The 22,978-nt window shown below is 69.3% G+C and carries 17 protein-coding genes; 14 read left to right on the top strand and 3 right to left on the bottom strand.

Going from position 1 to position 22,978, the window contains the following annotated elements:
- Positions 1 to 6: 6 nt before the first annotated feature.
- Complete coding sequence (locus OHT57_RS00760) at positions 7 to 315, bottom strand: transposase (RefSeq protein ID WP_328743846.1); 309 nt, start codon at positions 313 to 315, stop codon at positions 7 to 9.
- 469 nt (positions 316 to 784) lie between these two features.
- On the opposite strand from OHT57_RS00760, the gene OHT57_RS00755 reads away from it, so the two are divergent.
- Complete coding sequence (locus OHT57_RS00755; protein ID WP_328753078.1) at positions 785 to 1,354, top strand: DM13 domain-containing protein; 570 nt, start codon at positions 785 to 787, stop codon at positions 1,352 to 1,354.
- Positions 1,355 to 1,387: 33 nt separating this feature from the next.
- Here the strand turns inward: OHT57_RS00755 and OHT57_RS00750 are convergent, their stop codons facing one another.
- Positions 1,388 to 2,035 carry a peroxiredoxin-like family protein gene (locus tag OHT57_RS00750; protein WP_328743845.1) on the bottom strand — a complete coding sequence of 216 codons (648 nt, stop codon included), beginning with the start codon at positions 2,033 to 2,035 and terminating at the stop codon, positions 1,388 to 1,390.
- 120 nt (positions 2,036 to 2,155) lie between these two features.
- On the opposite strand from OHT57_RS00750, the gene OHT57_RS00745 reads away from it, so the two are divergent.
- Entirely contained in the window at positions 2,156 to 2,746 is a 591-nt protein-coding gene (locus OHT57_RS00745) for a TetR/AcrR family transcriptional regulator (protein ID WP_328743844.1), read from the top strand.
- Positions 2,747 to 2,868: 122 nt separating this feature from the next.
- Here the strand turns inward: OHT57_RS00745 and OHT57_RS00740 are convergent, their stop codons facing one another.
- Positions 2,869 to 3,927 carry a PucR family transcriptional regulator gene (locus tag OHT57_RS00740; RefSeq protein ID WP_328743843.1) on the bottom strand — a complete coding sequence of 353 codons (1,059 nt, stop codon included), beginning with the start codon at positions 3,925 to 3,927 and terminating at the stop codon, positions 2,869 to 2,871.
- A gap of 248 nt (positions 3,928 to 4,175) precedes the next feature.
- Between OHT57_RS00740 and OHT57_RS00735 the strand changes: the two genes are divergently transcribed.
- The 12 genes from OHT57_RS00735 to OHT57_RS00680 all read left to right on the top strand — a co-directional run bounded on the left by OHT57_RS00735 (position 4,176) and on the right by OHT57_RS00680 (position 22,916).
- Positions 4,176 to 4,664: a hypothetical protein gene (locus OHT57_RS00735; protein WP_328743842.1), complete on the top strand. Its 489-nt coding sequence runs from the start codon at positions 4,176 to 4,178 to the stop codon at positions 4,662 to 4,664.
- A gap of 77 nt (positions 4,665 to 4,741) precedes the next feature.
- On the top strand, positions 4,742 to 6,775 hold the full coding sequence (locus OHT57_RS00730; protein ID WP_328743841.1) for a flotillin family protein: 2,034 nt from the start codon (positions 4,742 to 4,744) through the stop codon (positions 6,773 to 6,775).
- An 87-nt stretch (positions 6,776 to 6,862) separates the two neighbouring features.
- Entirely contained in the window at positions 6,863 to 11,755 is a 4,893-nt protein-coding gene (locus OHT57_RS00725; RefSeq protein WP_328743840.1) for a DNA repair ATPase, read from the top strand.
- A gap of 306 nt (positions 11,756 to 12,061) precedes the next feature.
- On the top strand, positions 12,062 to 12,277 hold the full coding sequence (locus OHT57_RS00720; RefSeq protein ID WP_328743839.1) for a hypothetical protein: 216 nt from the start codon (positions 12,062 to 12,064) through the stop codon (positions 12,275 to 12,277).
- The gene (gene kdpF, locus OHT57_RS00715) at positions 12,274 to 12,363 is read left to right on the top strand and encodes a K(+)-transporting ATPase subunit F (protein ID WP_037659531.1); all 90 of its coding nucleotides are present in this window, start codon (positions 12,274 to 12,276) and stop codon (positions 12,361 to 12,363) included. The genes OHT57_RS00720 and kdpF overlap by 4 nt, the downstream gene beginning before the upstream one ends.
- Positions 12,364 to 12,372: 9 nt before the next feature.
- A complete protein-coding gene (gene kdpA, locus OHT57_RS00710) occupies positions 12,373 to 14,037 on the top strand; it encodes a potassium-transporting ATPase subunit KdpA (RefSeq protein ID WP_328743838.1) in 1,665 nt (554 codons plus the stop codon).
- Positions 14,034 to 16,181, top strand: a complete 2,148-nt coding sequence (gene kdpB, locus OHT57_RS00705) for a potassium-transporting ATPase subunit KdpB (protein WP_328743837.1) — start codon at positions 14,034 to 14,036, stop codon at positions 16,179 to 16,181. The genes kdpA and kdpB overlap by 4 nt, the downstream gene beginning before the upstream one ends.
- A gap of 5 nt (positions 16,182 to 16,186) precedes the next feature.
- Positions 16,187 to 16,798 carry a potassium-transporting ATPase subunit KdpC gene (gene kdpC, locus OHT57_RS00700; protein ID WP_328743836.1) on the top strand — a complete coding sequence of 204 codons (612 nt, stop codon included), beginning with the start codon at positions 16,187 to 16,189 and terminating at the stop codon, positions 16,796 to 16,798.
- A gap of 121 nt (positions 16,799 to 16,919) precedes the next feature.
- Positions 16,920 to 17,603, top strand: coding sequence for a response regulator (locus OHT57_RS00695; RefSeq protein ID WP_328743835.1), 684 nt, complete (start codon positions 16,920 to 16,922; stop codon positions 17,601 to 17,603).
- A gap of 46 nt (positions 17,604 to 17,649) precedes the next feature.
- Positions 17,650 to 20,202: a sensor histidine kinase KdpD gene (locus OHT57_RS00690; protein ID WP_328753077.1), complete on the top strand. Its 2,553-nt coding sequence runs from the start codon at positions 17,650 to 17,652 to the stop codon at positions 20,200 to 20,202.
- 168 nt (positions 20,203 to 20,370) lie between these two features.
- Positions 20,371 to 21,615, top strand: a complete 1,245-nt coding sequence (locus OHT57_RS00685; protein WP_328743834.1) for a cation:proton antiporter — start codon at positions 20,371 to 20,373, stop codon at positions 21,613 to 21,615.
- On the top strand, positions 21,612 to 22,916 hold the full coding sequence (locus tag OHT57_RS00680) for an ArsB/NhaD family transporter (protein ID WP_328743833.1): 1,305 nt from the start codon (positions 21,612 to 21,614) through the stop codon (positions 22,914 to 22,916). Before OHT57_RS00685 ends, OHT57_RS00680 begins: the two co-directional genes overlap by 4 nt.
- Positions 22,917 to 22,978: the final 62 nt, after the last annotated feature.

Raw genomic sequence — 22,978 nt, 5'->3', positions numbered from 1 at the left:
GCTCCTTCACGAGCGGGTAGATCCTTTTCCCGGCAGATGCGCCTGTGACAGATAGGCCGCGGCCCGCCGCAGAACCTCGTTCTCCTGCTCCAGCAGCTTGATCCGTCGACGCGCTTCCCGAAGCTCTGCGCTCTCCTGGCTGGTAGTTCCGGGTTTGGTTCCGTCGTCGATGTCCGCGCGACGCATCCACTTCCACAGCGTCATCGGATGGACTCCGAAGTCGGTGGCGACCTGCTCGACCGTCACACCCGGACCGCGGTTCCTCGCGACCCGCACAACGTCCTGGCGGAACTCCTCCGGATAAGGCTTGGGCACAGCGACATCCTTCCCACCCGCCCCACAGGGCAAGCCAGTTCAGATGTCACCCGATCGTGCGGCAGACCCCATGGCTGTCGCTGCTCACCGAATTGCTGCCTCTCTCATTTCAAGCCACCACGCAATGCCACCTACATGAGCAAGTATGGCTCTCGGCCATTCTGTTGAAGCCTCGCGCGGCAGCTCGCGATCGGGCTCGCCCTGCTGTGGACGGTGGAGGCGTTTGGAGGATCCCTCCAGAGCGTCGCGGACGTTTTCTGTTTTCGAAAGGGGCTCTCGGCGACGGGCGCCGCTGGCCCCTGGTAGTAGCGCTCGAAAAGGAGGTGGGACGCCTCCTGCTCCCATGGCCGACGGCGCGACGGCGCGACGGCGCGACGTAAGTATTTCGTCATCAGCTGCGGGGTGGGGTACGGGCGCCCGTGCCCGTTGAATGGGAGCGCAACAGGAAAATCTCAGGAGGCGAGCGGGGATGGGGCGCGTGCGGAAGGCATTGACCGGGCCGTGGGTCATCGCGGTTGTGGTGGTGGCGGTTGGCGCAGTCGGCTTCGGGCTGTACTGGTTTCAGCCCTGGAAGCTGTGGCAGGACGAGACCGTCCAAGAGGCCCTGCCCGGGGTCGCGGACGTGTCCGCTCCTGCTGCGGCGCCCTCGGAAGAGACCCTCGCGCCGCCCTCCCCGGCCACCGGCCCGCAGGTGCTGGCCAGTGGTGAGCTGATCAGCCACGAGCATGCGACTTCGGGCGCGGTGAAGCTCGTACGGCTGGCTGACGGCTCCCATGTCGTCCGGCTGGAGAACCTCGACACCAGCAACGGACCGGACTTGCGTGTCTGGTTGACCGACGCGAAGGTGAAGCCGGGGAAGGCTGGATGGCATGTTTTCGACGACGGGAAGTACGTCAGCCTCGGCAAGCTGAAGGGCAACAAGGGAAGTCAGAACTACGCCCTGCCCCGTGACGTGGATTTGTCGAACTACCGCAGCGTGAGCATCTGGTGCGACCGTTTCGACGTGTCGTTCGGCGCTGCCGAACTCGCCCGTGTCTGACGGTGGTGCGGCCATGTCGCACCACGTCGGCACTCAGCCCATGGCATCGAGGGCGGCCAGGACGGCGGCGGGTTCGGCGCGCTTGGTGTAGTCGGCGTCGACGAAGGCCCAGCGGATCACGCCGTCGCGGTCGATGACGTAGGTGGCGGGCAGTGGGAGGGTGCGCGGGTGGCCGCCGTTGACGCGCTGGAGGTCGAAGCCGAGCTTGGAGTAGATGGTTGCGAGGTCGTTGGGGAGGTCGAAGGCGAGGCCGTACTGCTTGGCGGTGTCGGAGCCGACGTCGCTGAGGACGCTGAAGGCGAGCTGGTGCTTCTCGGCCAGGGAGAGGGACTCGTCGGGGACTTGCGGAGAGACCGCGACGAGGTGTGCGCCGCGTGCGGTGATCTCGTCGTGGTGCTGCTGTAGGGCGCGCAGGGCGATGTTGCAGTAAGGGCACCAGGCGCCCCGGTAGAAGGTCAGGACGACGGGGCCGGTCTTGACCAGGTCGGCCAGGCTCACGGGGTTGCCGGCCGCGGACGGCAGGTGGAAGAGAGGGGCCTGTGCGCCGACGGCCAGTGCGCGGTCGGCCTGCCCTGAGTTGGCGAGTTCCTGGCCGGCGCGCTGCATGATCTGCCGGATGTCGGCGGGGATCTGCTGCTGGCGGGCTGTGTAGAAGGCGTGCAGCTCGGCGTTGAGGGTCATCGGAAGGTTCCTCCTGGGGCGCCGGTCATGTCGTCTTCCGCTATCTCGGAACGACCGTTTCAAGATAGCGGGCGGGGCGGTATCTTGGAACCCTCATTTCAAGATGCCGAGGACTGAGACATGCCGGACGTCAAACACTTCGATCCCGACACGGCCCTGGACGCCGTGATGCGGCTGTTCTGGCGCGAGGGAGTGGAGGCGACCGGGATCCAGGACGTCGTGACGGCCACCGGCCTGAACCGTTCCAGCCTCTACGCCACCTTCGGCGGCAAGCAGGAGCTGTACCGTGCCGCACTGCGGCGGTACATCGAGCAACGCTCCCATCCGGCGTTCAGCCGCCTGGCCGGAGACGACCGCGGCCTGCCCGCCGTTCACGACTTCTTCGCCGCGCTGATCGAGGCCCGCTGCTCAGGCGCGTTTGCCCAATGGGGCTGCATGGTCTCCAACGCCCATGCCGGCGGCGAGAACTGTGACCCCGACATCCGGGCCGTCCTCGACAGGCACCACTGGGAGCTACGGGAGGCGCTGCGCACGGCACTCGTCGCCGCCGAGGCCAAGGCTCAGCTCAAACCCGGCGCCGACCCCGGGGCCGCGGCCGACCTGCTGGCCCTGCTCGCCTACGGAGTCAATCTACGTTCCCGTGCAGGCGCCGATGCCGGGGAGCTGACGAGGACGGTGACCGGAGCCCTCGACGCACTGGGGGCCGCGTAGCCGGGCCGTGCGGCATGCCGTGTCAGCGGGGTCGGGTGAGTGGATGCGGGCGCGACGAGGGCGGGGCGACGGCTGTGGACGTCGTACGCGCTGTCGGCGACCGGTCGTGGCGGCGGCCGGTGTCAGACGTCTTTGGCCGGCCAGTCCAGAAGCCGGGCTCCGATCACCGCGGTCTGGAGCATGTAGCGGTGGGCGGGGTCGGCGGGGTTGGCGCCGGTGAGTTTGTGGATGCGTTCCAGGCGGTAGGTCAGGGCGCGCACGCTGAGGGTGAGGCGGCGGGCGGCTTCGGCGGCCACGCAGCCGGAGTCGAAGTAGGCGGTGAGGGTGTCCAGGAGGGGTCGGGCGCCGCCGCGGGCGGTGGTGAGCGGGCCGAGGGTGTCGGCGACGAGGTCGGCCATGGCTTGGCGGTCGCGGGTGAGGACGGGGTAGACGAGCAGGTCGGCGGCGCGCAGGACGGGGTCGTCGAGGTCTAGGCGCTCGGCGAGTTCCAGGACGCCCAGAGCCTCCTCGTAGGACTGGACGACGCCTCCGGGGCCGGGCTGAGCGCGGCCGATGGCGACCCGGCCGCCGTCGGTGGCGGCGTGGGCCTGCTTGGCGAAGTAGGCGAGGACCTCGTCCTGGTGGCCGGGGGCGATGCACAGCAGCCGACCGTCCTTGGTGGTGAGCAGGACGTTGCGGTCGCCGAAGCGGGAGATGAGCGCCCGTTCCACCTGCCGGGGCACCGGGGCGCCCTCGTCGTAGGCGGCAGGCCCTTGGGCGACGGCGACCGCGTGCGCGTGGGAGAGGCGCAGGCCGAAGCGTTCGGCGCGCTCGGCGAGGCGGCCAAGGTCGCTGCGGCCGTAGAGGAGGTCGTCGATGAACTCCCGGCGGGCGGCCTCCTCCTGGCGCACGGCCAGGAGTTGGGCGCGTTCGTAGCCCTCGGCGAAGGCGTCGATGACCTGCTGTACGGCGGCAAGGGCGTCGTCGGCGGAGCCGGGCGAACCGGGCCAGGCCGTGCGGGCAGCGGTCAGATGCGCGCTGACGAGGGCGCGCAGCCCATGGCCGGCCTCGGCGGCCTGCTCACCCAGGGTGCGGCGGGAGGAGATCTCGTCCCGGGTGAGGCGTCGCCCGGTGGCCGACACCGCGGCCAGGATCTCGGCGTAACCGTCCAGATACTGCTCGGGAAGTTCCCGGTCCGTCACGTCGTCCCCCGGATTGTTGACGTGCCGCTGACAGTTTCTTAGCGGCCACCGGCATGCAGACCCTAATGAACGCTGCCGGGAACCGGCAATGCGCGGCCCGGATCGGATCGGGCAGCATGGCTCGTGGGGAGCACGGCGGATGGTTCCGGTGCCGGACACCGGCAGGTGCCCGGCGCCGAGGGCCGTAACGGCCGTGTTGCGTCGGAGGCGACTGGTGCGCGCCGCAGGTGGAGAGGGGGGACCGGGAGATGCGGACATTTTTGGCAGCGGCCACGGGTCTGCCCACGATCCTGCTGACCGCTGCCCTCGTCGTGGTTGTCTGCTTCTGGCTCCTGGCCGCCGTGGGCGCAGCCGCCGTCGCCAGCTTCGACACGGATGTGGACCTGCGGGCGTGGCGCATGGGCGGGGTGCCCGTGACGGTCGCCTTCTCTGTGCTGACGGTGCTCGCCTGGTGCCTGAGCGTCGGAGCAGCGGTTCTGCTTGCCGTGTACGCGTACCCAGGGCCGGTCGCAGGGATGCTGCGCCTTGTCGTACCCGTCGGGGCACTGTTTATCGCCTGGGCCGCGACTTGCCTGATCGTACGCCCGCTGCACCGCCTCTTCCCGGATGAACCCGTACCTTCCGTGCCGAGCGAGGCCCGCCCGGGTGACGGTGAGCCGTCGGATGCCGACAGCCGGGATCCCTACGGGGGCGTGTCGCGCGACGCTGCGCTCCGTTCGCGAGGCCGCGCCGCCTGAGCCGCTCCGCCGCCGGACCTCGTCTGCGGTTCTGTCTTCTTCACGCTCAACTCCCTTACGCCTGAAGGACGTATGCCATGGTTGCCATGCTCGTGGGCATCGGCGTGCTCGTCGCCGTCTGCCTCGTTGTCGTACTCGTCGTCTCCCAGCTCTTTCGCAAGGTGGAGCAGGGCAAGGTGCTGATCGTCTCCAAGCTGCGCAAGGTCGACGTGACCTTCACAGGACAGGTCGTCCTGCCGGTGCTGCACAAGGCCGAGGTGATGGACATCTCGGTGAAGACGATCGAGATCACGCGCTCTGGCCGGGACGGTCTCATCTGTCAGGACAACATCCGCGCGGACATCCGGATCTCGTTCTTCGTGAAGGTCAACAAGACCGTCGAGGACGTCATCAAGGTCGCCCAGTCCGTCGGCACCGCACGGGCGAGTGATCGGGACACGCTGCAGGAGCTGTTCCACGCGAAGTTCTCCGAGGCGCTGAAGACCGTCGGCAAGCAGCTGGACTTCACCGACCTGTACACCAAGCGTGAGGAGTTGCGGTACCGGATCATCGAGGTCATCGGCGTCGACCTCAACGGCTACCACCTGGAGGACGCGGCGATCGACTACCTGGAGCAGACGCCGCTGACCCATCTCGACCCGGCCAACGTCCTCGACGCCCAGGGCATCCGCAAGATCACCGAGCTGACAGCCGTGGAGCACGTGCGCACCAACGAGGCGCAGCGCACGGAGGAGAAGGAGATCACCCGGCAGAACGTGGATGCTCGCGAGGCCATCCTGGAGCTGGAGCGCCGTCAGGCCGACGCCGAGATCAAGCAGAAGCGGGAGATCGACACCGTACGGGCCCGTGAGGAGGCCGAGACGGCGCGGGTGATGGAGGAGGAGCGGCTGCGCTCGCAGGGCGCCTTCCTCAGGACCGAGGAGCAGCTCGGCATTCAGCGGGAGAATCAGGCCCGCGAGGTGGCCGTCGCCGCGAAGAACCGCGAGCGGGTCATCGCGATCGAGAACGAGCGCATCGAGAAGGACCGCCTCCTCGAAGTCATCGCACGGGAGCGGGAGACGCAGCTGACCCGGATCGCCGCCGACAAGGAGGTCGAGGCGGAGAAGCGGGAGATCGCCGAGGTCATCCGCGAGCGGGTCGCGGTGGACCGGACGGTCGCCGAGCAGGAGGAGTCCATCAAGACGCTGCGTTCCGTGGAGGAAGCCGAGCGCGGCCGCCGGACCGTGATCATCGCCGCCGAGGCCGAGGCGCAGGAGCAACTGGTCAAGGACATCAAGGCCGCCGAGGCCGCCGAGCAGGCCGCCGTGCACCGTGCCGCCGAGGAACTCACCCTGGCCGACGCCCGGTTGAAGACCGCCGACCTCGACGCGCAGGCCAAGCTGCGGCTGGCCGAGGGCGTCCAGGCGGAGTGCGCCGCCGAGGGGCTGGCCGCCGTCCAGGTTCGCGACAAGGAGGCCGAGGTCATCGAGAAGGCCGGCCGCGCGGAGGCCGAGGCGACGCAGGCACGCATGCTGGCGGAGGCCCAGGGCGCCAAGGCGAAAGCGCTCGCCGAGGCCGACGGCATCGGCGAGAAGCTCAAGGCGGAGGCCGCCGGTCTCACCGAGAAGGCCGCCGCGATGTCCGCCCTCGACGACGCCTCCCGCGGCCACGAGGAGTACCGGCTGCGCCTGCAGGCCGAGAAGGACATCCGCCTTGCCGGGCTGGACGTGCAGCGGCAGGTCGCCGAGGCACAGGCCACGGTGCTCGCCACCGGGCTGGAGAACGCCGACATCAACATCGTCGGCGGCGAGTCGGTCTTCTTCGACCGGCTGGTGTCCTCGATCGCGCTCGGCAAGAGCGTCGACGGCTTCGTCCAGCACTCCGACACGGCCCAGGCGCTTGTGAAGCCCTGGCTGGACGGCACCTCCAGCTTCACCGACGACCTCAGCCACGTCCTCGGCTCGGTCTCCACAGCAGACGTGCAGAACCTGACCGTCTCCGCCCTGCTCATGAAGCTCATGAACAACGGCGGCGCGAACGCCGGACAGTTCCAGCAGCTCCTCGACAAGGCCGGCGAACTGGGCCTTGCCGACACGTCGCTGGCCGCTCTCAACGGCAGCGTCAGGGCCTGACCTGTACTGCCCCGGCCCGTGGTCTGGAGCTGCCGCACAGGGGACGGCAACTCCGGACCACGTTTCTCCGACTTCCGAGAGGGACCCATGACCACCGGGACCACCGGTTTGGACACCGGCACGTACGAGGTGCTGCGCGACCGGCTCACCGCGCAGGCCGCCGAGCTCGCCCGCCGCGCCGAAGCGCTCAACGACAGGCGTGCCGAGGAGTTCGGCTCGACGCGATTCGAGCTGTCCGGCGCCAAGCGGCTGCGCACCGAGCACAACTGCGTACCCCGCGACATCGTCTCCGTCGGCGACGTGCTGCTTTTCGGCTACAACGTCCTCCTCGGCCTGAAGCCGGACACGGTCGTGGGCGACGTCTTCGCACTGCACGACCGCGAGCTGCGCCGGCTGCCCGACGACGCCGTGCCCGGTCTGCTCGACGACCCCGCCTTCGTACGGGAGTTCACGGCCCTCTACCGCTATTACCGCCAAGCCCATCTCCTCCAACTCCGCCACGTGGACGGGAAGTTGCTCGCCGTCTTCCAGACCGGCGAGCAGGCCGGTGACATCCGGGTCCTGCGCTGGGCCCTGACGGACGACGGCAGGGCATCTTTCCGCGACGCGCGCGGCGAGCGCGACCACGTCTTCCCGCCCTCTCACGACTTCGAGTGGACCGAGACGACCCGGGAGGACCACGTCCTTGGTCGCCACCCGCACGTCTGTGTCCAGGACGAGGTGTACGTCGAGACGCTCGGCGGCACCCTCACCGTCAAGGTCGAGAACAACACCGAGACCGGCGAGGGCATCTACAGCGAACCCGTCGACGAACCGCTCCAGTCCCTCGCCGACGCGGACATCGCGTACGCGCGCGTGGGTGCCCTGATCCTGCTGCGGATCCGCCCGTACAAGGAGGAGACGCTTCGCTACCTGGTGTTCAACACCCTCTCCAGGAGGGTGATCCGCCTCGACGGCATCGGGCAAGCGTGTCGCCGGTTGCCGGAGGACCAGGGGATCGCCTTCCCCGCCGGCTACTGCCTGGTTACCGGTACGCACAAGACCTTCGACGGCATCGACACCACCGACCTGGAAGTCGAGCGCGTGGTCCGCTCCCCGAACGGCGAGGACGTCCTGTTCGCCTTCCACGCACGCGTGGAGGGCCGCAGCCTCCTGCTGCCGTACAACGTGATCCGCAAGGAGGTCGCCACCCCATTGTCCTGCCACGGCTGGGCGCTCTTCGACGACGGCACCCTGATGGTGCTGCGTGCCGACAGCGACGAACCGCAGCGTGTCCACCCGCTCCAGCTGTGGAAGTCGCCGTACGTCTCCGACACCCACGCCGTTGCGCAGCCCGTCGGCACCGGACTGCTGGCCCGCATCGGCAACGCCGACCTCGTGCGCGGCATCTCCGACTGCCTCTCCCTCACCCAAGCCGTCACCGACACCACCCCGACGAGCGAGGTGTACGAGGCCCTGGCCGCCGCCTGCGTCCGGGCGGCGGACTCCCACTACTGGCTGGGCGAGCCCGGACTCGGCGACCTGCACAAGCCGCTCACGCAGGTGCGGGCCACCGCCGAGCAGGTCCTGGCCGAGTTCGAGACCGTTCAGGCCCTCACCCGGCAGGCAGCGGACGCACTCACCGAGGCCGCGGCGCGGGTCGCCGCCGTCGTTCGACGCCTGCGCGGCGAGGCCCCGCGCAGTGCCGCTGCCTGGGTGACCGGCCTGACCGAACTGCGCCACGCCCAGGGTCACCTGCTCACGCTCAAGGACATGCGGTACGCCGACACCGCCCGCATCGACGAACTTGCCGCCGATGCCGAGGCCGACCTCGCCGCCTTCGGAAAGCGGGCCGTCAGCCACCTCGCCCGCGAGGACGCCTTCGCCGGCCACCAGGACGACATCGAGCAGCTCGTCGCCGACGCGGAGGCGATCGCCACGGTGGCCGAGGCAGAGCCCGTCGCCGCCCGTCTTGACGAACACGCCGAAGCGCTGCGCACGGTGACCGAGGTCGTCGCAGGGCTGGACATCGGCGACGCCACCGTCCGTACGTCCATCCTGGAGCGCATCGCCGAGGTCCTCGGCGGAGTCAACCGCGCCCGCGCCACCCTCGACGGCCGCCGCCGCGCGCTACTGGATCGTGAGGGGCGGGCAGAGTTCGCCGCCGAGTTCGCGCTGCTCGGCCAGGCCGTCATCGGTGCGCTCGTCGCCGCCGACAGCCCCGAGGCGTGCGACGAGCAACTCGCCCGCATGCTGATGCAGGTGGAGAACCTGGAGGCGCAGTTCTCGGAGTTTGCCGAGTTCGACGACTACCTCGGCGAGCTGGCGGACAAGCGCGACGAGGTCCACGAGGCGTTCTCTGCCCGTAAACAGACCCTCGCCGACGCCCGCGCCCGCCGCGCCGAACGCCTCGCCGACTCCGCGACCCGCGTTCTCCAGACGGTTGCCCGCCGCGCCGCCACACTCGCCGACACAGACGCGATCGTCACGTACTTCACCTCCGACCCGATGCCCGCCAAGGTCCGCCGCCTAGTCGACGACCTGCGCGAACTCGGCGACCAGGTACGGGCGGAGGAACTGGACGGCCACCTGAAGGCGGCCCGTCAGGAGGCGCTGCGTGCCCTGCGCGACCGCACCGACCTGTACACCGACGACGGCCGCACCCTCCGGCTGGGCAGCCACCACTTCGCCGTCAACACCCAGGCGCCGGAGCTGACGCTGGTCCCGCATGGCGAGGGACTGGCCTTCGCGCTGACCGGTACCGACTACCGCTCGCCGGTCACGGACCCCGGCTTCGCCGCCACCCGGCCGTACTGGGACCGCTCGCTGCCGTCCGAGTCGCCCGAGGTCTACCGCGCCGAGCACCTCGCCGCCCGCCTGCTGGACGAACACGGCCCGGCCGCGCTCGCAGAGGCCGACCTGCCAACGCTGGTACGGCAGGCGGCGGAGTCGGCATACGACGAGGGCTACCAGCGCGGCGTCCACGACCACGATGCGACCGCGATCCTCGCCGCGGTGGTGCGCCTGCATGAGGGCGCCGGTCCGCTGCGCCACGAGCCCGCCGCCCGCGCCACCGCCCAGCTCTTCTGGGCGCACGGCACAACGGCCGAGGAGCGCGAGAGCTGGACCCGGCGGGCGGTGTCGCTGGCCCGCGCCCGGGACACGTTCGGGCTCGCGCCCGCCATCGACGACCTGCGGGCCGAACTGGCGGAGGCGATCGGCACCCAAGCGGCGGCCGCCTACCTCTTCGAGGAGCTGACGAGCAGCCCCGACGGCTTCGTCATCAGCGCCGGCACCCGCACGCTGCTGGACAAGTTCCGCCGCACGGTGGGCACGTCGGCCTACGACGACGACCTTGCCGTCCTCACCGACCCGGCCGCACGCAGGCAGCTGGTGCAGGCGTGGCTGACGTCGTACACCACCACGACCGGCTCGGAGATCCCCCCCGGCGACGTGGCCGAGGCGGTGGCCGCCGAGCTGTGCCCGGACCTGGCCCGCTACGAGTCCGACGCTCCGCTGACCGAGACCGTTGAGGGGCTGCTGGGCACTCATCCGCGCATCATCGGCCGTGGGCTCACGGTTCGCGTCGACGAATTCCTCGCCCGCACCAAGGAGTTCCGTGCCCACGAGGTCCCCGCCCACCGGGCGTACCAGCGTCGCCGGACGGCCTTGGTGGCCGCCGAGCGCACCCTGATCCGTTTGGACGAGTACCGGCCGCGGGTGATGTCGGCGTTCGTGCGCAGCAGGCTCATCGACGAGGTGTACCTGCCGCTGGTCGGCGACAGCCTCGCCAAGCAGCTGGGCACCACGGGCGAGTCCAAGCGCACCGACACCGGCGGCCTCCTGCTGCTCATCTCTCCGCCCGGCTACGGCAAGACGACCCTCATGGAGTACGTCGCCAACCGCCTGGGCCTGATCCTGGTCAAGGTCAACGGACCCGCGCTCGGCCATGCGGTGACCTCCCTCGACCCGGCGGAGGCGCCGAACGCGACTGCCCGCCATGAGGTCCAGAAGATCAACTTCGCGCTGGAGGCGGGCAACAACACCCTGCTGTACCTGGACGACATCCAGCACACCTCACCCGAGCTACTGCAGAAGTTCATTCCCCTGTGCGACGCCACCCGCCGCATCGAGGGCGTACGGGACGGCGAGCCGCGCACCTACGACCTGCGGGGCAAGCGCTTCGCCGTCTGCATGGCCGGCAACCCCTACACCGAGTCCGGCAGCCGCTTCCGCGTCCCCGACATGCTCGCCAACCGCGCCGACGTGTGGAACCTCGGCGACGTCCTGACCGGCAAAGAGAACGCCTTCGCGCTCAGCTTCATCGAGAACGCGCTCACCGCCAACCCGGTCCTCGCCCCGCTCGCCGGCCGCGACCGCACCGACCTCGACTTGCTCATCCGCCTGGCCGAGGGCGACGCGACGGCCCGCGCCGACCGGCTGGCCCACCCATACGCCCCAGCAGAGCTGGAGCGAATCCTGGCAGTACTGCGGCACCTGCTCGCGGCCCGTGAGACGGTCCTGGCGGTGAACGCCGCCTACATCGCCTCCGCCGGCCAGTCCGACGCCACGCGCACCGAACCCCCCTTCCAGCTCCAGGGCTCCTACCGCAACATGAACAAGATCGCCCAGCGTATCCAGCCGGTCATGAACGACACCGAGCTGGCCATGCTGATCGACGACCACTACCGGGCCGAGGCCCAGACCCTCACCACCGGAGCCGAGGCCAACCTGCTGAAGCTGGCCGAGCTGCGTGACACGCTCACCCCCGACCAGGCCGCGCGCTGGGCCGACGTGAAGGCGGCGTACGTCCGCACACAGACGCTCGGTGGCTTTGGGAGCGACCCCGTCACCCGCGCCGTCGCCGCCCTTGGCCTGCTCGCCGACCGCGTTGCGGCCGTCGAGTCGGCGATCAACCGCGCAGTCGACCCGCGCCACCTCATTGCCGACACTGCGGGCCGGCACGCGGCCCGCTCGACGCCGGCCCACGAGGAGCACTGAGGTGCCACGGCCCGGTCGGGAGCCGTTGCCGCGGGAGCTGCCCGACACGGGCACGACTCGCCGTCGTGCCCGTGCGGGCCTGGGCCTGGTCGTGGCGATACAAACTCGGCCCCGGCCTCTACGCCGCCACAGCATGGACCCCGACACCCCTTGCGTGACCTGCGGAAACGCTAACTACCCGGCCTTGAGGGAGGCCCCGGCGCGTGGGCCCGGCTGAGCCTGTCTGCCGGTCAGGGTGTTGCCCCGTCGTCGGCGTTGTCCGGACGTCGTACGTGATGCTGCGACCGGGTTGGCGGGGCTGGGCGTATGGGATGCGTCAAGGGTGTACGGGTCGGCGTAAGGGAGCCGTTAAGCACCCTCGAATCCGACCCGGGAGGCAGGTTTCCTGTAGCGGTCAGATCCTCTTACGGATTTCCGAACCTCTTCCAGGAGCTTGCGATGGCCGACCTGGCCTTCGTCGTCACCACCGTCGCGGTGTTCGCGCTGGTTGCCCTCGTCGCCAAGGGGGTGACGAAGCTGTGACCGCCGAGAACATCGTCGGCCTGATCGTGGCCGTCGCTCTGCTGGGCTATCTCGTCCTCGCCCTGATCTTCCCGGAGAGGTTCTGAGTCCCCGACATGAGCTCCGTTCTTGCTGATGTGCTCATGGTGATCGCGCTGGTCGGCGCGCTCGCTCTGGTGCACCGTCCCTTCGGGGACTACATGGCCGCCGTCTTCCAGTCCAGGAAGCACCTGCGCGTCGAGCGGTGGATCTACCGCTCGGTGGGTGCCGACCCGGACGCGGAGATGCGCTGGCCGGCGTACCTGCGCGGCATGCTCGTCTTCTCCGCGGTGAGCGTGCTGTTCCTGTACGTGCTGCAGCGCGTGCAGGACAAGCTGCCGCTGTCGATCGGCTTCAAGCCGATCAGCCCGGACCAGGCGTTCAACACGGCCGCGTCGTTTGTGTCGAACACCAACTGGCAGTCGTACTCGGGTGAGGTGGCGATGAGCCACGTCACCCAGACCGCCGGTCTGGCCGTGCAGAACTTCGTCTCCGCAGCCGTCGGCATCGCCGTTGCGGCGGCGCTGGTCCGCGGTTTCGCCCGGTCCCGCACGGGCGATCTGGGAAACTTCTGGGCGGACCTGGTGCGCTGCATCGTCCGCATCCTGATCCCGATCTCGGTGGTCGCGGCGGTCGTGCTGATCGCGGCGGGCGCCATCCAGAACTTCGGCGACATCCACACCATCACCACGCTCACCGGTGACAAGCAGGCCATCAGCCCCGGCGCGGTCGCCTCCCAGGAGGCCATCAAGGACGTCGGGACGAACGGCGGCGGCTTCTTCAACGCCAACAGCGCCCACCCGTTCGAGAATCCCAACGGGTTCACGAACCTGCTGGAGATCTTCCTGCTGCTGGTGATCCCGTTCTCGCTGCCGCGCACCTTCGGCAAGATGGTCGGCAACGTCAAGCAGGGCTACGCGATCGTGGCCGCGATGGGCATCATCTGGTTCGCCGGCGTGGTCGCGGTGACCTGGCTGGAGTACGCCCACCCGGGCACCGCCTCGCAGCTCGCGGGCGGCGCGATGGAGGGCAAGGAACAGCGCTTCGGCGAGGGCCCGTCCTCGGTGTTCGGGGTCTCCACCACGATGACCTCGACCGGGTCGGTCAACTCCTTCCACGACTCCTTCAGCGGCCTTTCCGGCGGAGTGCTGCTGCTGGGCATGATGCTCGGCGAGATCGCGCCCGGCGGTACCGGATCCGGCCTCTACGGCATGCTGATCATGGCGATCATTGCGGTGTTCCTCGCTGGCCTGATGGTCGGCCGTACGCCCGAGTACCTGGGCAAGAAGATCGGCACCCGCGAGATCAAGTTGGCGGCCTGCTACATCCTCGTCACGCCGGCGCTGGTGCTGATCGGCGCCGGGGTTGCCATGGCTCTACCGGACGGCAAGGAGGCCATGACCAACATCGGGGCGCACGGCTTCTCCGAGGTGCTGTACGCCTTCACCTCGGCGTCGAACAACAACGGCTCGGCTTTCGCGGGCTTCGGCGCGAACACCGACTTCTTCAACACGACGCTGGGCCTGTGCATGGTCCTGGGCCGGTTCCTGCCGATGGTGTTCGTGCTGGCGCTGGCCGGCTCGCTCGCCGAGCAGAAGCCCGTCCCGGAGACCGCGGGCACGCTACGCACGGAGAAGCCCCTGTTCACCGGCCTTCTCGTGGGAGCGATCATGATCATCACCGGTCTGACGTTCTTCCCCGCCCTCGCGCTGGGCCCGCTCGCTGAGGGGCTGGCGTCATGACCGCCGACATCAAGAAGCAAGAGGACTCCATGTCCACGGTTACCCCGACCCGGGCGCCGCACAGTGACGTACCCACCGGCCACAAGGAAGAGGGACGCGTCGGCGCGGGTCTCTTCGACCCGAAGCAGCTGCTGAAGTCGCTTCCGGACGCCGTCCGCAAGCTCGACCCGCGGGTGATGGTCAAGTCCCCTGTGATGTTCGTGGTGTTGGTCGGCTCGGTGCTGACGACGGTGTTCTCCTTCAAGGACCCGGGCGACTGGTTCGGGTGGGCGATCAGCGCCTGGCTGTGGCTGACGGTGGTCTTCGCGAACCTGGCGGAGGCGGTGGCCGAGGGCCGTGGCAAGGCGCAGGCGGACACCCTGCGCAAGGCCAAGACCGACACGGTGGCGCGGAGGCTGTCCAAAGACGGCACGAGCGAGGAGCAGGTGCCCGGCACCGAGCTGACCATCGGCGACCTGGTCGTCTGCGAGGCAGGAGACATCATTCCCGGCGACGGTGACGTCGTCGAGGGCGTGGCGTCCGTGGACGAGTCCGCGATCACGGGCGAGTCGGCGCCGGTCATCCGCGAGTCCGGTGGCGACCGCAGTGCCGTCACCGGGGGCACGAAGGTCCTCTCCGACCGCATCGTCATCAAGATCACGACGAAGCCCGGCGAGACCTTCATCGACCGCATGATCGCCCTGGTCGAGGGCGCGGCCCGACAGAAGACGCCGAACGAGATCGCGCTGAACATCCTGCTTGCGTCCCTCACCATCGTCTTCCTGCTCGCGGTGGCGACCCTGCCGCCGTTCGCGAACTACGCGGGCACGCACCTCACGATGGTCGTGCTGGTGGCTCTGCTCGTCTGTCTCATCCCGACCACGATCGGCGCGCTGCTCTCCGCGATCGGCATCGCTGGCATGGACCGGCTGGTGCAGCGCAACGTACTGGCCATGTCCGGCCGGGCGGTCGAGGCGGCGGGCGATGTGTCGACCCTGTTGCTGGACAAGACCGGCACTATCACGCTCGGCAACCGTCAGGCGTCGGAGTTTGTGCCGGTGACGGGTACGACGGAGGCCGAGGTGGCCGATGCCGCCCAGCTCTCCTCGCTGGCCGATGAGACGCCCGAGGGCCGCTCGATCGTCGTCCTGGCGAAGGAGAAGTACGGCCTGCGCGAGCGTCACCAGGGCGAGCTGGCGCAGGCTGAGTGGATCGCCTTCACTGCCCAGACCCGCATGTCGGGCGTGGACCTCACCGAGAACGGCGCCGCTCGCAAGGTGCGCAAGGGCGCGGCCGGTTCGGTCATCGCCTGGGTGCGGGAGGAGGGCGGCGAGGTGTCCGGCGACGCCGACACCCTGTCCAACCGGATTTCTGAGGCGGGCGGCACACCGCTGCTCGTCGCCGTCGAAGACACCGCCGGTGCTCGCATCCTGGGGGTAATCCACCTCAAGGATGTCGTCAAGGAAGGCATGCGGGAGCGGTTCGACGAGCTGCGCCGCATGGGCATCAAGACCGTCATGATCACGGGCGACAACCCGCTGACGGCCAAGGCGATCGCGGACGAGGCAGGTGTCGACGACTTCCTCGCGGAGGCCACTCCCGAGGACAAGATGGCGCTCATCAAGCGGGAGCAGGCGGGCGGCAAGCTCGTCGCGATGACGGGTGACGGCACGAACGACGCGCCGGCGCTCGCGCAGGCGGACGTCGGGGTGGCGATGAACACGGGTACGTCGGCCGCGAAGGAAGCCGGCAACATGGTCGACCTCGACTCCAACCCGACGAAGCTCATCGAGATCGTCGAGATCGGCAAGCAACTGCTCATCACCAGGGGTGCGTTGACGACGTTCTCGATCGCCAACGACGTGGCGAAGTACTTCGCGATCATCCCGGCGCTGTTCGCGGCGGTCTACCCGGGCCTGGACAAGCTCAACATCATGGGCCTGTCCTCACCGGACTCCGCGATCCTGTCCGCCGTCATCTTCAACGCGCTGATCATCATCGCCCTCGTGCCGCTCGCCCTGCGGGGTGTGCAGTACCGGCCGATGAGCGCCGACAAGATGCTGCGGCGCAACCTCGGGATCTACGGCATCGGCGGACTGATCGCCCCCTTCATCGGCATCAAGATCATCGACCTGCTCATCTCCCTCATCCCCGGAATCGGCTGATCAGCATGAACAACTCCGTAGTCAACACCGGGCGCATGGTGTGGGCGGCGCTGCGCATGCTGCTCGTCCTCACGGTCGTGACCGGTGTCATCTATCCGCTGGTGGTGACCGGCATCGGACAACTCGCCTTCCACGACAAGGCCAACGGCTCGATGGTGAAGGTCGACGGCAAGGAGGTCGGCTCCAAGCTGATCGGCCAGAGCTGGAACATCAAGGGAACCGACAAGCCGGACCCGAAGTGGTTCCAGGGCCGCCCCTCCAACAGCGGCTACGACCCGCTGTCCACCGGCTCCAGCCAGCTCGGCGCCAGTGACCCGACCCTCGTCAAGAACGTCAAGGCGGCCAAGAAACAGGTCGCCGAGTTCAACGACGTACCGCAGTCCGAGGTCCCCAAGGACGCGGTCACCGGCTCCGCCTCGGCAATCGACCCGGACATCTCCAAGGAGTACGCGGACATCCAGGTCAAGCGGGTGGCCGAGCACAACGGTCTGACGGTCGCGCAGGTCCAAAAGCTGGTGAAGGACCACACCGACGGCCGCACGGCCGGGTTCCTTGGCGAGCCGACGGTCAACGTCCTCGAACTCAACATCGCGCTCAAGGAACTGGCCAGGAACTGATGGCGTTAGCGGCAGAGACGACTGGGAGCCGGCGGGGCTGGGCTGGGAATCCCCGCCCCGCCGGCTCCCGCCGCCGACTCGAAGGCCCTGACCCCACCGATGACAGGAAGGCCGCACGCCGATGACCCGGGTGCTGGTGGTGGAGGACGATCCACAGCTCGTACGAGCCCTTGTGATCAACATGCAGGCCCGGCATTACGGAGTGGACGCGGCGCCGGACGGCGCCACCGCGCTCCGGCTGGCCGCCGCGCGCCAGCCCGACGTGGTGGTGCTCGACCTCGGTCTGCCCGACATGGACGGCGTCGAGGTGATCAAAGCGCTGCGCGGCTGGACCCGGGTGCCCGTCCTGGTCCTGTCCGCACGTCGCGCGTCCGAGGAGAAGGTCGCAGCCCTCGACGCGGGCGCCGACGACTACATTACCAAGCCGTTCAGCATGGACGAACTCCTGGCCCGGCTGCGCGCCGCCGTGCGTCGCACCGAGGCCCTGCCGCTGGCCCCCGAGACGACCGTGGTCACCACGGACGGCTTCACGGTCGACCTGCTGGCCAAGAAGGCGACCCGCGGCGGACGCGACGTACGCCTCACCCCGACGGAGTGGCATCTGCTGGAAATCCTGGTCTGCAGCCCCGGGCGCCTCGTCACACAGAAGCAGCTGCTCCAGGAGGTCTGGGGCCCCTCCTACGGAAGCAAGACCAACTATCTTCGGGTCTATATGGCGCAGCTGAGGCGCAAGCTCGAAGCTGACCCCGCCCACCCGCGCTATCTGATCACCGAGCCGGGAATGGGCTACCGCTTCGAGTCATGACGCTCTCACCATGCTCCTCACCGCACACGACCGCAGAGGCGAGACGATGGCACGCGGCAAGCTACGGATTTATCTCGGCGCGGCACCGGGCGTCGGCAAGACGTACGCGATGCTGTCCGAGGCGCACCGCCGTATCGAGCGGGGCACCGACTGCGTCGTGGCCTTCGTCGAGCACCACAACCGGCCCCGCACCGAGGTGATGCTGCACGGCCTGGAGGAGGTGCCGCGCAAGGAGCTCGAATACCGCGGCGGCGTCTTCACCGAGATGGACGTGGATGCCGTGCTCGCCCGGCGTCCCGCGGTGGCCCTCGTCGACGAGCTGCCCCACACCAACATCCCCGGCTCGCGCAACGCCAAGCGGTGGCAGGACGTCGAAGAGCTGCTCGCGGCCGGGATCGACGTCGTCTCCACGGTCAACATCCAGCACCTGGAGTCCCTCGGTGACGTCGTCGAGTCGATAACCGACGTCCGGCAGAAGGAGACCGTCCCGGACGAGGTGGTGCGCCGCGCGGACCAGATCGAACTGGTCGACATGTCACCGCCCGCGCTGCGCCGCCGCATGGCGCACGGCAACATCTACAAGCCGGACAAGGTGGATGCAGCCCTGTCCAACTACTTCCGGCCCGGCAACCTGACCGCGCTGCGCGAGCTGGCGCTGCTGTGGGTGGCCGACCGGGTCGACGAGTACCTGAACGAGTACCGCAGCCAGCACCGGGTCTCGAAGATCTGGGGCTCGCGCGAGCGGATCGTGGTCGGACTGACCGGCGGCCCCGAGGGCCGCACCCTGATCCGCCGGGCCACGCGACTGGCGGAGAAGGGCGCCGGCGGCGAGGTGCTGGCCGTCTACATCTCCCGCAGCGACGGACTCACCTCCGCCTCGCCCAAGGAACTGGCAGTCCAGCGCACCCTGGTGGAGGACCTCGGCGGCACCTTCCACCACGTCGTCGGCGACGACATCCCCGTGGCGCTACTCGACTTCGCACGCGGCGTGAACGCCACCCAGATCGTCCTCGGTGTGTCCCGCCGCAAGAGCTGGCAGTACGTCTTCGGGCCCGGCGTCGGGGCCACGGTGGCCCGCGATTCGGGGCCCGACCTGGACGTCCACCTGATCACGCACGACGAGGCGGGCAAGGGACGCGGCCTGCCGGTGGCCCGGCGCGCACACCTTGGCCGCTCCCGCGTCCTGTGGGGCTGGCTCACCGGCATCGGCGGCCCCGCACTGCTCACGCTGCTGCTCACCCACGTCGACGCGAACCTCGGCCTCACCAACGACATGCTGCTCTTCCTGACGCTGACGGTGGCATCCGCCCTGCTCGGCGGCCTCTTCCCAGCGCTCGCCTCGGCGGCGGTCGGCACGATGCTGCTGAACTGGTATTTCACGCCGCCGGTGCACCGCATCACGATCGCCGACCCCAAGAACATCCTGGCTCTGGTGATCTTCGTGGGGGTGGCGGTCTCCGTGGCCTCCGTCGTGGACCTGGCCGCCCGCCGCACCCACCAGGCGGCCCGGCTGCGCGCCGAGTCGGAGATCCTTTCCTTCCTCGCGGGCAACGTGCTGCGCGGTGAGACCGGTCTGGAGGAGCTGCTGGAGCGGGTTCGCGAGACCTTCATCATGGAGTCGGCGGCCCTGCTGGAGCGCACGAGTGACGTCGAGCCGTGGACCTGCGCGGGCCGGGTCGGCCCCGGGCAGCCGGTGAAGCGGCCGGAGGACGCCGACGTGGACATGCCGGTCGGCGACCACATGTCGCTGGCCCTGTCCGGCCGCGTGCTGCCCGCCGAGGACCGCCGCGTACTGGCCGCCTTCGCCGCCCAGGCCGCCGTCGTCCTGGACCGCCAGCGCCTGCAGTCCGAAGCGGACCAGGCCAAGGAACTGGCCGAGGGCAACCGCATCCGCACCGCCCTGCTCGCCGCCGTCAGCCACGACCTGCGCACCCCGCTCGCCGGGATCAAAGCCTCCGTCACCTCCCTGCGCTCCGAGGACGTGGAGTGGTCCGAGGAGGACCAGGCCGAACTCCTCGCCGCGATCGAGGAGGGCGCCGACCGCCTTGACCACCTGGTCGGGAACCTGCTGGACATGTCCCGCCTCCAGACCGGAACCGTCGAGCCGCTGATCCGCGAGGTGGATCTGGACGAGGTCGTCCCCCTGGCGCTCGTCGGCATCCCCGACCCGGAGTCGGTCGTGGCCCTGGACATCCCCGAAACCCTGCCGATGGTCGCCGTCGACAAGGGGCTGCTGGAGCGCTCCGTCGCCAACGTCGTGGAGAACGCGGTCAAGTACAGCCCGGACGGCGAGCCGGTGGTGGTGTCGGCCAGCGCGCTCGCCGACCGCGTGGAGGTGCGCGTCGTCGACCGGGGCCCGGGCGTCCCGGACGAGGCCAAGGACCGTATCTTCGCGCCCTTCCAGCGCTACGGCGACGCCCCGCGCGGCAACGGCGTCGGCCTCGGCCTCGCGGTCGCCCGCGGCTTCGCCGAGGCCATGGGCGGCACCCTCACCGCCGAGGACACCCCCGGCGGCGGCCTCACCATGGTCCTCACCCTCCCGGCCGCCCTCAGGCACGCGCCCACCCCCACCGACCTGTCGGCGACGGCCACGTCGTAACTCCCTAGACGGTGTTCCTTGCCGGAACCCGGCAACCTGTACGCCCGGGTGGTGCGCATCAGCGACCTGTCAAAGACGTGCCAAGAGCAGGTAGGGTTCCCAACGGTGTGCCGGGAAGCCTGGTCGGCGAGCAGAGGTGTGATCTCTCTTCCGATCGGGGCGTTTCCGGTGGTACTCGTTGCTGTCTTCGGGGTGGCATTGCTCGTCGCAGTGCTGCTGTCCGGGCTTGCCGCCCGCACCGTGCTGTCCACCTCCCTCCTCTTCCTCGCCGGCGGCGCGCTGGTCAGTGATGGCTTCCTCGGACTGATCCACATCACGCCGGACAGCGAGATCGTGTCGGTCACGGCCGACCTGGCGCTGTTCGCGGTGCTGTTCACCGACGGCCAGCACGTCTCCTTCGCCAAGCTGCGCGCCAACTGGCGTAACCCCGCAAGGGCGCTGGGCCTGGGCATGCCGCTGGCGTTCGTGTTCATGGCATTGGTCGCCCACTACCTGGTCGGCCTGGACTGGACGACGTCGTTCCTGGTCGGCGCGGTACTGGCACCCACCGACCCGGTGTTCGCCTCTGCGATCGTGGGCCGCAAGGAAGTGCCGGCCAAGCTGCGGGAACTGCTCAACGTCGAGAGCGGCATCAACGACGGCCTCGCACTGCCGGTGGTGGTACTGCTGATCGCGGCCGCAGGCCCGGTCGCCGGTCACACGAGCGAGGCGTCGCTCGGGACGATCGCGCTGGAGCTGGCCCTCGGCCTCGCCTTCGGCATCCTGCTGCCGCTGACCGTCAACGGCCTCGTACGGTTCCGGCTGCCGGGCGCTGAGCCCAAACTGCAGCAGCTCTTGCCGCTGGCGACTGGGATCAGCCTGTACGGCCTGTGCCACCTCACCCACGCCAACCCCTACCTGGCCGCGTTCTCCGCCGGCGCCGTGCTCACCGCCACCGCACCGGAGGCAAAGGAGGCGTTCGAACCGCTGGGCGAGGCCCTGGCGGAGCTGGCGAAATTCGCCGCACTGCTGGTGTTCGGCGCGCTGCTGACGCCACGTCTGTTCGCGGACCTTACGTGGCAGGGGTACGTGGCGGTGGTCCTGGCGATCTTCCTGATCCGCCCGGCCTCGCTGCTGATCTCGCTGGTCGGTACGCGGTTCGAGCGGCGCGAGAAGCTGACCGCGGCGTGGTTCGGACCGAAGGGCTTCGCGTCGGTGGTGTATGGGCTGCTGGTGCTGCAGTCCGGCATCCCGCAGGCAGAGGAGGCGTACACGCTGATCGCGGTGTGTATCGCGTTCTCGATCGTCGCGCATTCCAGCACCGACGTGCCCATCGCCCGCATGTTCGACGTCGAGGACCTGGTCGGCCTCCCCGACGACGCACACGACACGAACACCGGTGAGAACGACCAGGAGAGAAAGACGGCCGTATGAGTGATTGGCACAGCTGGGCGGCCATGGCCGTGTTCGTCGGCGCGTACGTACTGATCATCACCGAGCGCGTCCACCGCACGGCCGCGGCCCTCGGCGGCGCCGGGTTCATGCTCGTGATCAGTGCCACCGACGGCAAGGCGGCGTTCTACTCCGAGCACACCGGCATCGACTGGAACGTCATCTTCCTGCTGCTGGGGATGATGGCGATCGTCGGCGTACTGCGGCAGACTGGCCTGTTCGAGTACCTGGCCATCTGGTCGGTCAAGCGGGCCCGCGGCAGACCGTTCCGCGTGATGGCGATGCTCGTCGTCATCACCGCGGTCGCCTCCGCGCTGCTCGACAATGTGACCACCGTGCTGCTGATCGCCCCGGTCACCCTGCTGGTGTGCGAACGGCTCGGCCTGGCCTCCGCGCCGTTCCTGATCGCCGAGGTGTTCGCCTCGAACATCGGCGGCACCGCGACCCTGGTCGGTGACCCGCCCAACATCATCATCGCCAGCCGGGCCGGGCTGACCTTCAACGACTTCCTGGTCCACCTCGCTCCGATCGCAGCCCTGCTGACGGCGGTGCTGCTGGTGCTGTGCCGGGTGATGTTCCGCAAGGCGTTCGTCTACGACGAAGAGCGCGCCGGGCAGGTCATGGCGCTGACCGAGCGCGAGGCCATCCGCGACCCGCGGCTGCTGTGGCAGGGCCTTGCCGTCCTGGCCCTCGTCGTCGCCGGGTTCGTCCTCCACCCCGTCCTGCACTACGAGCCGAGCGTGGTCGCCCTGCTCGGCGCCGGACTGCTCGTCGCCGTCTCCAGAGTGGAGACCCGGCAGCTTCTGGGCGAAGTGGAGTGGCCCACCCTTGCCTTCTTCGCCGGCCTGTTCGTCATGGTCGGCGCGCTGATCGAGACCGGCGTCATCGGCGATCTCTCCAGCGCCCTCGCGGACGCCACCGGCGGCCGCGAACTCGGCGCCACACTCACCCTGCTGGGCGGCTCGGCCGTGCTGTCCGGCATCGTGGACAACATCCCCTACGTGGCCACCATGGCGCCCATCACCGCAGACCTGGTCAAGGACATGGGCGGCGCGGCCGGCGGCCACCACGTGCTGTGGTGGGCCCTGGCCCTCGGCGCCGACCTGGGTGGCAACGCCACCGCGATCGGCGCCAGTGCCAACGTAGTCGTCCTCGGCATCGCCGAGCGCAACCGGCAGCCCATTTCCTTCTGGCAGTTCACCAAGTACGGCCTCGTCGTCATGCTCGTCACGGTCGCTATCAGTGCGCTGTACTTGTGGCTGCGGTACTTCGTGCTCGCCTGAGCCGTGACGGGCGTACACGCGGGCGGCCAGGCCACCCGAGGGGGAGCACACCGGAGGCGGGT

This window comes from Streptomyces sp. NBC_00285, assembly GCF_036174265.1.
In the GTDB taxonomy this organism is placed as follows: domain Bacteria; phylum Actinomycetota; class Actinomycetes; order Streptomycetales; family Streptomycetaceae; genus Streptomyces.
This window is presented reverse-complemented; position numbering and strand designations above follow the sequence as displayed.